Source organism: Microbacterium festucae (assembly GCF_025421715.1).
Lineage (GTDB): Bacteria > Actinomycetota > Actinomycetes > Actinomycetales > Microbacteriaceae > Microbacterium > Microbacterium festucae.
On sequence record NZ_JAOEFC010000001.1, the window covers coordinates 416,241 to 429,244 of the forward strand.

A 13,004-nucleotide genomic window follows, 5' to 3' on the forward strand; every position below is an offset into this window, starting at 1 on the left:
ACACTGCGCCTTTCATCGGATGCCGATCACGGAGCGGCGGGAGAGGTCGACGACGAACCCGGTGGTGTCGAGGTAGCCGCCACCGGGGATGCGGAACTGCATCTCGACGCAGCGGTCGGTGGCGCAGGCCTCGCCGCCGACGGTGCCGGCATCGGGCACGAAGGCGCCACCGCTGACACCCAGCTGGTCGATGGAGGTGAGCTCGGCGCCGGTGACGGCGGTGAACTCGCCGCGCACCTCGGCGCTGGCGGCGGCATCGTCGAGGAAGACGGTGAACGCGTAGTCGACCTCGTCGGGGCTGGGCGGGGGCTGCACCCCCGTCTGCGACGAGCTGGTGACGGCGTCGGCGGTGAGGTTGACCTCCTGCAGCAGCGCCTGGTTGCCGGTGTAGTCGTACAGCAGCACGTCGACGATGCGGTCGGCGCCGTCGACGTCGCGGGTGGCGACGTCGATCGAGAGCACCTGCGGCGCCTCGGACCCGTCGACGGAGGTGACGCCGTCGGGCAGGTGCGCCGCGTCGGTGGCGAGGTGGAGCGCGTAGGCGAGCTCGTCCTGGCTCAGCGCGTCGCGGGGGGCGCCCAGGGCGGGCTTGGACGTGACGTGCGCGACTTCGTCGGAGCCGGAACCGCCGGGGGCGGCGGCGCCGCTGACGGCAGGGATGGCCAGGAAGCCGACGACGATCGCGGCGGCCGCAAGGGCTCCTCCGCCGATGATCGCGTACGGCGCCCTGCTGTGGCGGATGCTGCGCGGTGGTGATTGCACCGGGTCTCCTCGAGGCGTAGGGCTGCAGGACTCGCGGGTGCGAGCGATGCGACGCTACGGCGGCCGTGTTTCACAGCATCCGGAGGCGATGTTTCGCCGAGGTAACTCGACGTGAGACACCCGCGCGGCCCAGCCGCGCGCTATAGGCCCAGCGCACGACCGGCCCAGCCGCGCACGACAGGCCCAGCCGGCGAGATACTCAGCCGCGCACGACCGCCTCGAGCACGACGTCGCGGTCGCGCTGCGTCAGGCGCCCGCCGACCGAGGCGAGGCCCCGCCCGTCGGTGCGGTGGGGCACGATCTCGCCGGGCGCGGCCAGGCGCACGCGCACGCCGCTGTCGACGGGCTCGATCTGCAGCTCGGCGGTGCGGGCGGCGGAGTGCTTGACGGCGTTGACGAGGCCCTCGCTCACGATGGCCGCCACGCGGCGGGCGACGACCGGGTCGGCGATGACCTCTTCGGCACGCGCGTCGATGTCGCTGGCGACCTCGACGACGTCGGTCCAGGCCGCCAGCAGCCCCGCCAGGTCGCTGTCGGCGTCGTCGACCTGCGCAGAGACGGCCGCGTCGAGCGCCGCATCGATGCCGCTGCGGAAGGCATCGATCTCGACCTCGGTCGGCTCCGCCTCGTCGATGTAGGCGGCGAACACCACGCAGCGCGCCTGCACGCGACCGTGCAGCAGGTCGGCCGCGTGCCGCAGGCGCTCCCGCACACTCGCTTCGGTGGCGGCCAGGCCCCTGGGCACGGTGCGCAGGGCATAGGTGAGCCGCTGCGTCTGCACGGTGGAGCGGTGCACCGCGTCGGTGCAGACGGCGCACAGCGCGGCGAGGGCGGGGAAGCCGGCGACGGGCACGATCAGCGCCGCGCCGGACTGCGGCAGCACGATCATCCCGACGGTGGTCATCGTCGCTCCGGCGAGCGTCCACGTCAGGAGGAAGAGGATGCCGCGGGCCACGGGCGGACGCACGCGCACGAAGCGCCGGGTGATGAGGTCGGCGCCGAGGCAGACCAGCAGGGCCAGCACGATGGCCACGATCAGCACCAGGGGTCCGCCGACCGACAGCACGAACGGCGCGGCCGCGACCGCGTAGATCGCCCCGACCGTCAGCAGCGGCGGTGGCCGCAGGCGCGCGAACACCGGCACCCGATCGCGCGTCGTGGGGGCGGCGGCCGCGGTCCGGTGCGGCGCGCCGGCGAAGCCGTGACGGTCGGCGCGAGAGAGATCCTGCAGGCGGTGGCTCTGCGCGCGCACGACGTCAGAGTAGGCGCGCACGCGGTCGAAGTCGAGGTCGCCGGCCAGCAGCGCGTCGCGCCGTGCGCGCAGCTGCGCGGCCGCCTCCGCCAGCGCGGCCCCGGTGGCACGCTCGAAGGCGGCGATCTCGGCCCGCGAGACGGCGAGCGCGTCCATCGCGGCGCGCAGGCGCTGACCACCGTCGCGGAGGGCGGCGTAGCGCTCGGTCGCGATGGCGACGGCGCCGGTGATCGCGAACCACGCCAGCAGGTTGGTGGCCACCCGCTGCACCCACCCCGCGGTCGTCGGCTCGCCCAGCAGCACCCACAGCAGGGCATCGTTCAGGAAGGGGCGCACCGCCGAGGCCAGGGCGAGCGCGGTCACCACGACCGCGCCGCGCGCCGCGCGCGACGGCATCCGACGCTCCGCCGCCGCGACCGGCAGCAGCGCCACCGCCAGCACCGCCCACACGAGCGTCGACACGACGAACGCGCCGACGGTGTCGGCGGCGGTGTCGGCCCCCGCATACGGGCCCAGCAGCGTCTGGGCCACGATGCCGGTGGCCAGCAGCGTCCACCAGGTCAGATAGCGGCCGCTCGAGACGGCGCCCCACCAGATGCGCCCCCACGACCAGCCACGGGTCGTCGCTCGCTGCATCAGCCTGCCTCTCGGCTCCGGCTCGGGGGCGCCGGATCTGCTCCGAAGATTACCGTGCCCGCGAGCCGGAGCCGCACTCAGTCCGCGCGTCGGCGGCGCCGCACGAGCAGGATGACGATGCCGACGAGCACCAGTCCCCCGCCGATGGCGGGCACGGCCCAGCTGATCTCCCCGCCGGTGGGCGGCAGCGGAGCGACGAACGTGTTCGTGATCACCACCTCGATGTCGGTGTCGGCGGCGATCACCGTCAGCGCCCCGCCCGACGCCTGCGCGATGCGGGTGCCGTCGGCCGTGCGGGCGACCACGGCGGTCGCGTCGGCGCCGCCCGCGTCGGTCTCGGTGACCGTGCACGAGGTTCCCACCGGAAGCAGGTCGACCGTGGCCGTGAGCGATGACGCGCCGCCGATCTCGAACGTGTCGTCGCGCACCGGGTAGCCGTCCGGGTGGGAGGGGTCGGTGAGCGTGCAGACCACGTCGACGGGGAACGTGCGCGAGACGGCGGCCGCGCCGGTGCCGGCGAGCTCCTTCGAGATCGTGAGCGCGGTCGTCGGGAAGGTGTTGTCGATCGCGACCGTGGTCTGGTTCGCGGCGGCCACCGGGGGAAGCGGGTCGAGCACGACCGACGTGCCCGCCACCGAGGTGTCGATCAGACCGCCCTGCGTGACGGTGAGCGACGTGGAGCCGGCACCGGCGGTGTCGGACTCGGTCACCGTGCACGCCGCACCGGCGGGCAGCTCGGTCCAGGTGACCGTGTCACCGTCGGCGATCGCCTGCGTCATCGGCTCGAGTGCCGAGACCGGGATGCCGTTGAACTCGCAGCTCAGCGTCACCTCGAACGGTCCGAACGGCACCGGGTCGCCGGCCTGGTCGACCGCGTCGGTGGTCACCGTCTTGATCACGCTCACCTCGGCGAAGTCGAACGTGTTCCGCACGCCGAGCGGGGGCTGCGTCTGGTCGTCGGCGCTCAGCAGCGTCGGGTCGGTGACCACCGTGAAGGTGTACCCCGTCGAGGCGTCGGGCACGAGCACGTCGCCGTTCTCGTCGAGGATCGCGGTCGGGTCGGCACCGCCGGCATCGGTCTCCGCCAACGTGCAGTCGGCGCCGGTGGGAAGCGCGTTCCACTCGGCGGTGGCCGATGATGCCGACACGGTGCGCTCGGTGCCGCCGGGGATCACGACGTCGATCCCGTCGCGCACGCAGGTGAGCTCGAGCGTGTAGTCGGCGGTGCCGAACTTCTGCGCACCGTCGCCGTCGAAGGTCTTGGTCACCTCGACCGAGCCGGTGAGATACCAGTTGGTCGCAGTCACGTCGACGTCGGCGTCGGTGTCGACGATGACCACGGCGGTCGATGGATCGGCGGGGTCGCTGGGTGTCATGGTCACCGCATCGGCGCCCTGCAGGTCGGGTTCGGTGACGGTGCACTCCGAGCCGATGACGATTCCCGGCACCGCCGCCGTCCAGCCGCCGGCGGCGTCGAGGTCGACGGTCGTGTCGACGAGCGTCTCGCCATCGAAGGTGCAGACGACGTTCATCGTGAACGTCTTGTCCTCGCCGAACTGCGCCGCGGCCGCCCCCGCGAAGTCCTTGCGGATCGTGATGCCGCCGACGCCGAAGAGGTTGATGTACCCGACCTCGTTCTGGGTGCCGCTGGTGGTGGAGTCGGGGGTGAGCTCGGGGATCACCACGGTCAGCGTGTCGTCGTCGGTGGTGGGGGGCACCGTCGGGTCGGTGACGTCGACGAGCGGGATGGTGAGTCCGGCGCCCCGGTCATCGGTCTCCTGCACCACGCAGCGTGCGCGCGCCGGGAGGTCGTCGAAGGTCTGCGACTGCCCGGCGTCGAGGGTGAACGACGTGTCGAGCACGATCTCGCCGTTGAATGTGCACTGCACCGTGAAGGCGAACTGCGTGGGGATGTTGAACCCCGTGGCGGCGAAGGCGGCCTTGCGCACGACGAGGCTCGCGTACTGGTAGTCGTTGCGCACCCCGATCACCTCGGCCGTAGCCGGCGGGCGGTTGGCGACGACGGTCGCCGGGTCGAGCGTCACGGCGCTGCCGGCGTCGTCTTCGACGAAGGTGCACTCCGCGCCCCACGGCACACCGGTCACCGTCACCGGTGTTCCGGGGGTGAGGGGCGGCACCGGTGGCAGGGACTCTGCGGGCACGGGGGTGCCGTTGGAGGTGCAGGCGAGTGCGCCGGTGAAGGTGGCGGGCACCCAGTCCTCGCCGGCGGCGGGGCCGGAGAGCGACTTCTCGACGCTGACGCTGCCGGTGGCCAGGGCCGCGCCGACGACGGGCGACTCGAACGGGGCGAGCTGGGTCTGCGGGCCGCCCGCCGACGGGGTGTACCAGCCGCCGGTCTTGACCGAGTTCCAGGTCTTCGGGTCGATCGCGGGGGTGGGCGCGACATCCGGGGCGACCGTCTGGAAGCTGATGCGGTAGCGGCCGCCCGGCTGCAGGGCGTCACCGGCCACGTCGAACTCCGCAGCGCCGTAGACGGCGGTGATGGTGCTGAAATCGGTCGTCGGCTCGAGGAACTGCCAGGCGCCCGTCGGGCAGAAGCTGCCGGGGTTGAGCAGTTCGGTGCAGATCGATTCCCGCGGCGCGGTCGTGTAGTAGAGCACGATATTGGCGTTCGGGTTGTCGAGCGCCACGGCCTGCAGGCTGCCGGGAACGAGCTCGGGCGTCCACTGGCTCGTCTGGCCCGAGTCGATGTCGATGCCGCTGGGGCCGACATGCGGGAAGTACACGATGCTGTCGACGATGTCGAGCGGGTAGGTGCCGGTGTTGGTGTAGGTGAGCTCCCACTCATCGATTCCGCCGGGCTTGGTGACCGGCGTGCAGGGGAAGCGGTAGAAGCCGCGCAGATCGGCATCGGCCGGCGTGCACGCGGTGGTCGTCGCCGACAGCACGCCGAGTTCGTCGTCGGTCGCCCTCACCTGCTGCACCATCGCCAGGCTCGCCACCGGTGTGGTCTGCAGCTCGGCGGTGGTCGCGCAGGTGTCGGCGGCCGGCCCCTGCGCGTTGCAGGTGTCGAACTGGCGCTCCCCGTCGACGGTCAAGGTATTGGTGAACGTCTCGTTGGCGATCGCTCCGACGCGGATCTGCATCCGGAACGAGACGGTGTAGGTCTGCCCCACCCCGAGCGCCGACCCGGCGGGGAACGAGAACTGCAGGCGCGTCGGGTCTCCCGCGGCCGGGTCGAGCGCCACATCGACGTCGGCGGATGCCGTGGGCAACGGCGTGAAGGACGGGGGTGCCGTGCCGCCGCTCAGGGCATAGGTGTACGTCCCGGGCGCCGCCGGGTCGACGCCGGGCGGGAAGACGAGGTCGGGCTGCCCCGGCACGACCCCGCCCACGGGGAGCGTGTCGGTGATGACGGGGTCGATGATCGGCCACTGCCCGTCGTTGGTGATGCTGAGGGTCACGGTGAACGGCACACCGGGCTGCTCGAGACCGGCCGGCGTCTTCGTGAGCTGCGCGCTCGTGGGCCGGTGGAGGAAGCGGAACGAGGCGGACGCGTCGCTGCTGACCGGTCCGCCGCTTCCCGGGGCGCCGCTGACGGTGGCCGTCACGGTGTTCGGATAGGTGCCCGCGGCCGGCGTGCCCGGCGCCGCCGTAGTGCCGGCGAGGTCGGTGGGCACGGCACCGGTGGTCAGCAGCGCGTCGCGCCGGTTGACGAGGGTCGCCGCCGACAGGGTCGGCCCCGCAGGGTTCTCGAACAGCAGCGGCTCGGCCGCGGGGTCGTTGATGTCGGCCGGCGCGACGCGCTGGAACGTCACGCGCAGCCCCTGCACCTGCCCGTAGGTGATCGCCGGCGTCGGCCCGGCGAGGGTCACGAGCGTGCCCTGAGCGCCGGCCGGCAGCGCGGCCCGCGCCTGTGCCGCCGACATCCACGTGTCACCGCTCAGGTTCGACACCGTGATCCACGTGCCGTCCGCCGAGGTGAGCGTGTTCCCCGCCCCGACGGTGTAGGTGGCGCCATGGAGCACCTCGATCAACACCCGGTTCGAGGGCGTCGCGGTGGCGAATCCGCCCGAGAGCCCGGCGAAGCCGTAGGCGTTCCAGAACGCGGGGGTGTCGTCCTGCAGCACGAGCTGGGTGCTGCGCGCGTCACCGCCGATCCGCCCGCTGAGGGTCATCGTGATGTCGCCGTCCTGGTCCTCGTACTGCGAGGTCGGGCCGAACGTCTTGCCGGCGTCCACGGTGCGCAGCAGCGTGCCGGTGATCTCGGTGGTCGCCGTGGAGCAGCCGATGACCGTGCCCGCCGGCGGCGCGACGGCGGGCGACGCCGCACACGAGCCGGCCGGCTCGACCGAGGGGTCGCTGATGGCGCCGTAGACCGAGTTGGGAACGGTGGCGGCGGTGACGGCGGCTCCGGTGCTGCGCAGGGTCACACGCAGTCGCAGATCGAGCTGCACCTGCAGGCGACCCGCCGACGTGCCCGTGCCGATGCGCCCGTCGCTGGCGGCTTGGATGCCGACGACGTCGGCCAGCGCGGCGGCTCCCATGGCCGTCGCCTCCGCGACTGTCATCGGCGGGCTGTTCGTGCCGTCGGCATACACGAGCACGACCTGCGTCGCGGTGGCGCCCGGCGGCGGGGTGACGCTGACGATGCCGACGAGGTCGAAGCTGTCGAACGCCGTGCCGGCGACGGCGACGCCGGGGGCCGGGTCGCGCAGCACCATGCTGTCGACCAGCTGCGGACCGTTGTTGACCACCGAGAGGGTGGCGCGCGTCGTCGGGAAGTCCTGCGGCGCGGTGGTCGACGGGTCGGGGATGCCGATGGGGCCGCCCGTCCACGTCTTGCCGGTGGTGATGGTGGCGGTGCCGTTGAGGATCGTGGTGTCGGCCGCGTCGGTGCTGGTGAGCGGGTCGGCGCACGTGCCGTCGGCGGCGAAGTCGGTGAAGCACGCCGTCGAGGCGCCCGTGTTGCGCACGAGGCCGACCTGCGGCGCCACGTTGTAGACGTCGGTCGCGAGCACCGGCGTCGTGCCGTCGACGCGCAGCACGTCGCGCAGCTGGAAGGTGATCGGGATGGTGCGGCGGTCGATCGACGAGGCCACCCCCGACCCGACCGCGGGCTGACTGAGGTCGCCGGGGGTCAGCGCGGCGGCGCGGTTCGGGCTCTCTTCGAAGAGGTAGCGCACCCCGGTCGTCGTGGCGCGTTCGGCGCTGGTGAGCGTGTAGCCGGGGAACACGGTGTCGCCCGAGGTCGGGCCGTCCCAGTCGCCCGATCCGACCGCCGTCCACGTGCCCGTGGTGTGGTCGAACAGTTCGACCGACACCAGCCGGTCGAACGCCAGCAGCGGATCGTTCGTCTTGGTCAGCGCCGGCAGCGTGACGATGTCGAACGCGTTCAGATACGACGTGGGCAGCGTCGCCGTCGTGGCGGGCGCGCCGCCGGTGGAGCCGGTCTCGGTGACCGACTGCTGCACGACGCCGGTGAGGCCGCCCGTCGACCAGCGCAGCTGGCCGGTCACCCCCGCCTGGGTGCGCTCGGTGACCAGCTGCGGAGAGAGCGCCTTGTCGAACAGGTCGGGCCCGTCGCCGTCGCCGTCGATGGGCACGAGGTCGTGGGTCGGGCACGGATCGGTCGTCGCGTCGGGGGCGACGAGGTCTTCGGCGTCGAGGGTGGCCCCGGCGCCGGCGCAGTTGGCGGTGCGCACGACGTCTTCGCCCTGCCCGTTCACCGCGTTGGTGGGCACGTCTTCGATCGGCACGTCGCCGTCACGGGTCGTGTCGCGCGTCGTGAACGTCGCGTTGGGCTGGAACGTCGTGCCCGGGGCGAACGAGGCGCCGGGGTCGGCGTCGTAGATGAAGCGGAAACCCTGGATCGTGGCCGGGTCGACGCCGGCGGGAATCGCGACGTCCTGGTACTGCGGCGGTGCGCTGAGGGGGCCCGCAAGGCTCTGCCAGGTGGTGCCGTCGGTCGTGTACTCGATCGTCAGCGTCGCATTGTCGGGGATGCCCAGCTGCGGGAAACCGGTGACGTCGTACAGGTTCCACCAGACGGGAGAGGTGACGATCGAGTCCTCGACGACGACCTGGGTCGGGTTGACGGTCGTGGCGGGGAACTCGGAGACCTTCGCGGGGATCTGCGCGGTCACCTGCTGCCCCGGGATCAGCCATCCCTGGGCGGGCGAGAGCGACTTGCCGACCTCGACGGCGATCTGGTCGCCGTAGACGGTGAGGGTGCTCTGGGCGGAGTCGGTGGCATCCTGCCCGCCCGCCGACCCCGTCACGGTCGTCTCATTGGGGAAGGTGACGGGCTGCTCGGGCGGCGGCGTCGGCCCGGTGTACTCGACCGTGAAGGGCACCCGGGCCTCGGCGCTGGGCACGATCGTCGCGGGAGCGGTGGCCGTGAACGTGACGGTGAAGCCGACCACGCGCGGCGCACCGGCCGGCACAGCCGGCAGCGTGTCGGTGGCCGCGGCGGTGAGCGCACCCGAGTCGGTGCCGTCTTCGTACTGGTATGTGATGGTCGCACCGTCGGCGTCGGCGGGCCACTGGATGCCGCCGCCCGCGCCGTCGTCGCCGATTCCGACGAACTCCAGGTCGCCCGCGAGGGTGTCGGGGGTTCCCGCCCCCGGCTCGGTGATCGTCAGGGTCTCCAGCGGCGCGGTGCCGGTGTTGGTGCCGGTGAGGCGAACGATGCTCGTCTCGTTCACCCGGATGTCGGCCTTGTCGAAGCTCTTCCCGGCGGCCACCTGCAGTCCGTACGGCACGATGCGGTAGGTCGCCTGCGCGGGGTCGGAGTTCGCCGTGTCGGAGTCGACCCGCACACTGCTGGTCACCGTGTTGGTGAGGGTGGTCTCGGGGAGACCGTCGACGTTGTCGCGCTGCGCGAGCTGCACGTCGGCGGTGACCGTCGCGTCCCGCGCGATGCGGTCGCCCGTGGTGTCGGTGAAGGTGAAGCGCACGCCGTAGACGTCGTCGAGCGCCGGGATGTCGCCGCCGGGCGCCGGGTAGACCGGGGGGCCGGCCCCCGTGTACACGACGTGCCACGTCTGGTCGGCGGCCGAGAACACCTCGGCGACGACCTCGTCGGCGCCGGCGGGCGGGGTCACCGTGCCGAAGCCGGTGAAGGCGAGGTAGAAGAACGGGTTCGACGCATCGGTGGCGGGTGTGCCCGCCGGGTCTTGCACGACGAGCTCGTCGACGGCGCCGTTGGTCGCGTTGGCGGCCGACAGGGTGAGCGTGGTCGGCAGGCCCGGGGTGGCGAAGTTCTCCGCCGGCGCGAAGCTCTTCGACGGGGTCGAGTCGAGCTGGCGCGGAACGGCCGGGGTCACGGGCACCGACGACTGCTTGGGGTCGGCGTTGTCAGAGGTGAGGTCGGCGGTGTTGGTCAGCTCCGCACCGCTGATCTCCCAGGGCGCGTCGGCGGCGAGGCGCACCTGCATCGACACGGTGAACGATCCGAACGGAAGGCCGGGCACCTCCGGCGTCGCCGGGTCGCCGGTGATCTGCACGGGGTCGGTGAAGGTGATGGTGACCTGGTCCCGGCCTCCTACCTGCGTCACCGACGCGGTGCCCGGAGCTCCCGCCGGAAAGGGCCCCATGGCGACGAACTCGATGTTCGGCGGCAGCAGGTCGATGATGGTGGCGTTGCCGCATCCGGTGACCCCGCCCACCGATGAGCCGCACGTCACGGCGAAGGAGTAGAGGAAGGGCTCGCCGGGAGCGACGGTGGCGTTATCGGTGTCGGCGGTCTTGGTGATCGTCTGCACCGCGGTGATGTCGGCCGCGGCGGCCGGCGCCGCGGTGATGACCAGTCCGCTGCCGACTAGCAGCACGCTCGCGAATGCCGCGATGACCGAGCGGACACGTGTCGAGATCCCCGAAGACGCCTTCACACGCGTCACTCTAGGCAACTTCTCAGACAATGGATAGGAGTTTTACCCGATCGTCATCCGCCCACGAGCGGCCTCCGAGCGCGCCGCCGGCACCACCGGCGGCGCTACAGCGCGAGGCGCTCCCGCACCACGTCGGCCAGGCGCTCGGCGACCTCCGCGGCGACGTCGGCGGTCGACGCCTCGACCATCACGCGCACCAGCGGCTCGGTGCCCGACGCGCGCAGCAGCACGCGCCCCGACAGCCCGAGGCGAGCGGTCGCCGCCGCGACGGCATCCTGCACCACCTCGTCATCGCCGACGCGCGAGCGGTCGACGCCGGTGACGTTGATGAGCACCTGGGGGAAGACGGTCATGACCGATGCGAGTTCGGCGAGCGTCTTGCGCTGGCGGGCCATCTCGGCGCACAGGTGCAGACCGGTGAGCAGGCCGTCGCCGGTGGTGGCGAACGCGCTCATGATCACGTGACCGCTCTGCTCACCGCCGAGCGAGTAGTTGCCCTCGTTCATGCGCTCGAGCACGTAGCGGTCGCCGACGCCGGTGGTCTCGACGTGGATGCCGTTGTCGGCCATCGCGCGGTGCAGCCCGAGGTTGCTCATCACGGTGGCCACGAGCGTGTTCTGGTGCAGACGGCCGCGCTGCTTCATCGCGACGGCGAGGATCGCCATGATCTGGTCGCCGTCGACCACGGCGCCGGAGGCGTCGACGGCCAGGCACCGGTCGGCGTCGCCGTCGTGGGCGATGCCGACGTCGGCGCCCACGCGCACGACCTCGGCAGCGAGCTTGTCGAGGTGGGTCGAGCCGACGCCGTCGTTGATGTTCAGGCCATCGGGGTCGGCGCCGATCACGGTCACTCGGGCGCCGGCGTTGCGGAACGTCTCGGGAGAGACGCCGGATGCCGCGCCGTGGGCGCAGTCGAGCACGACGTGCAGGCCGTCGAGGCGGTGGGGCAGCGAGCCGAGCAGGTGCAGCACGTAGCGGTCTTCGGCGTCGGAGAAGCGGGTCACGCGGCCGACGTCGCCGCCGGTCGGGCGCAGCTTCTCGCCGGCCATCGCCTCTTCGATGCGCTGCTCGACCGCGTCGGGGAGCTTCACACCGCCGCGGGCGAAGATCTTGATGCCGTTGTCGGGGGCGGGGTTGTGCGAGGCGGAGATCATCACGCCGAAATCAGCGTCGACATCGCCGATCAGGTAGGCCGCCGCCGGGGTGGGCAGCGTCCCGGCGTCGAGCACGTCGACACCCGACGAGGCGAGCCCCGCTTCGACCGCGGCCGAGAGGAACTGCCCCGACACGCGGGGGTCGCGGGCGATCACGGCGGTGAGCCGCTTGCCCGTCGCCCGCCGCGCGGTCGCGATACGCCCCTGGCCCAGGACGACAGCTGTCGCCTGGGCCAGGGAGAGCGCGAGATCGGCCGTCAGGATGCCATTGGCAAGACCACGGACACCGTCCGTGCCGAAAAGCGCCATGCGCGGATCAGCGCTTGGAGTACTGAGGCGCCTTGCGGGCCTTCTTGAGACCGGCCTTCTTGCGCTCGATGACGCGGGCGTCACGCGAGAGGAAGCCGGCCTTCTTCAGGGTCGGGCGGTTGTTCTCAGCGTCGATCTCGTTGAGCGCACGGGCGATGCCCAGGCGCAGCGCGCCGGCCTGGCCCGAGGGGCCGCCGCCGGAGATGCGCACGATGACGTCGTAGGCGCCGGTGAGGTTGAGCACCGTGAACGGGTCGGTGATGAGCTGCTGGTGCAGCTTGTTGGGGAAGTAGTCCTCGAACTCACGGCCGTTGACCGTGATGGTGCCCGAGCCGGGGATGAGGCGCACGCGGGCGATGGCCTGCTTGCGGCGGCCCACAGCGGCACCGGGAACCGTCAGCACCGGGCGGGGAGCCGCAGCGGCCTCGGTCGCGGGCGTCTCGGTGGAGTAGTTCTCGGGGGTCTCTTCGATGGAGTCAGCGATCTTCGCCATCAGATGTGTCCTTTATCTTTCTCGGCGGCGCTTACTGGGCGACCTGGTCGAAGGCGTACGGGGTGGGCTGCTGCGCGGAGTGCGGGTGCTCGGCACCGACGTACACCTTGAGCTTCGACAGCTGCTGGGCGCCCAGGCTGTTCTTGGGGAGCATGCCGCGCACGGCCTTCTCCACGGCGCGAACCGGGTTCTTCTCCATGAGCTCGGCGTAGGTGACCGAGCTGAGGCCGCCCGGGTAGCCCGAGTGACGGTAGGCCTTCTTCTGGGTCAGCTTCTGACCGGTGAGGGCGACCTTCTCGGCGTTGACGATGATGACGAAGTCACCGGTGTCGATGTGGTTGGCGAAGGTGGGCTTGTGCTTGCCGCGGAGGATGGTGGCCGCGTGCGAGGCGAGGCGTCCGAGGACGACGTCGGTCGCGTCGATGACGACCCACTCACGGGTCACTTCACCAGCCTTGGGGGTGTAGGTGCGCGTCACAGTAGTGCTGCTTTCTTGAATCGAACGGAGAGGTTCGTGAATCCCGCTCCGGGGTGGTTCTTCCCGG

Annotated in this window: 6 protein-coding genes; all 6 read right to left on the minus strand. The window is 71.9% G+C overall.

The window, feature by feature from the left end; all coding sequences use genetic code 11:
* Nucleotides 1-12 precede the first annotated feature (12 nt).
* The 6 genes from N3K63_RS01800 to rplM all read right to left on the minus strand — a co-directional run bounded on the left by N3K63_RS01800 (nt 13) and on the right by rplM (nt 12,937).
* The gene (locus tag N3K63_RS01800) at nt 13-762 is read right to left on the minus strand and encodes a hypothetical protein (RefSeq protein WP_261578250.1); all 750 of its coding nucleotides are present in this window, start codon (nt 760-762) and stop codon (nt 13-15) included.
* A 199-nt stretch (nt 763-961) separates the two neighbouring features.
* The gene (locus N3K63_RS01805) at nt 962-2,650 is read right to left on the minus strand and encodes a hypothetical protein (protein WP_261578251.1); all 1,689 of its coding nucleotides are present in this window, start codon (nt 2,648-2,650) and stop codon (nt 962-964) included.
* 77 nt (nt 2,651-2,727) lie between these two features.
* Nucleotides 2,728-10,503, minus strand: a complete 7,776-nt coding sequence (locus tag N3K63_RS01810) for a DUF5979 domain-containing protein (RefSeq protein ID WP_261578252.1) — start codon at nt 10,501-10,503, stop codon at nt 2,728-2,730.
* A gap of 104 nt (nt 10,504-10,607) precedes the next feature.
* Nucleotides 10,608-11,966, minus strand: coding sequence for a phosphoglucosamine mutase (glmM, locus tag N3K63_RS01815; RefSeq protein WP_261578253.1), 1,359 nt, complete (start codon nt 11,964-11,966; stop codon nt 10,608-10,610).
* A 7-nt stretch (nt 11,967-11,973) separates the two neighbouring features.
* Nucleotides 11,974-12,459, minus strand: coding sequence for a 30S ribosomal protein S9 (rpsI, locus tag N3K63_RS01820; RefSeq protein WP_261578254.1), 486 nt, complete (start codon nt 12,457-12,459; stop codon nt 11,974-11,976).
* A gap of 31 nt (nt 12,460-12,490) precedes the next feature.
* Nucleotides 12,491-12,937: a 50S ribosomal protein L13 gene (gene rplM, locus N3K63_RS01825; protein ID WP_261578255.1), complete on the minus strand. Its 447-nt coding sequence runs from the start codon at nt 12,935-12,937 to the stop codon at nt 12,491-12,493.
* Nucleotides 12,938-13,004 lie beyond the last annotated feature (67 nt).

What these genes read in the sequence shown, in the direction of transcription:
- N3K63_RS01805 (WP_261578251.1), bottom strand. Translation starts at nt 2,650, where the DNA reads ATGCAGCGAGCGACGACCCGTGGCTGGTCGTGGGGGCGCATCTGGTGG.
- glmM (WP_261578253.1), bottom strand. Translation starts at nt 11,966, where the DNA reads ATGGCGCTTTTCGGCACGGACGGTGTCCGTGGTCTTGCCAATGGCATC.
- rpsI (WP_261578254.1), bottom strand. Translation starts at nt 12,459, where the DNA reads ATGGCGAAGATCGCTGACTCCATCGAAGAGACCCCCGAGAACTACTCC.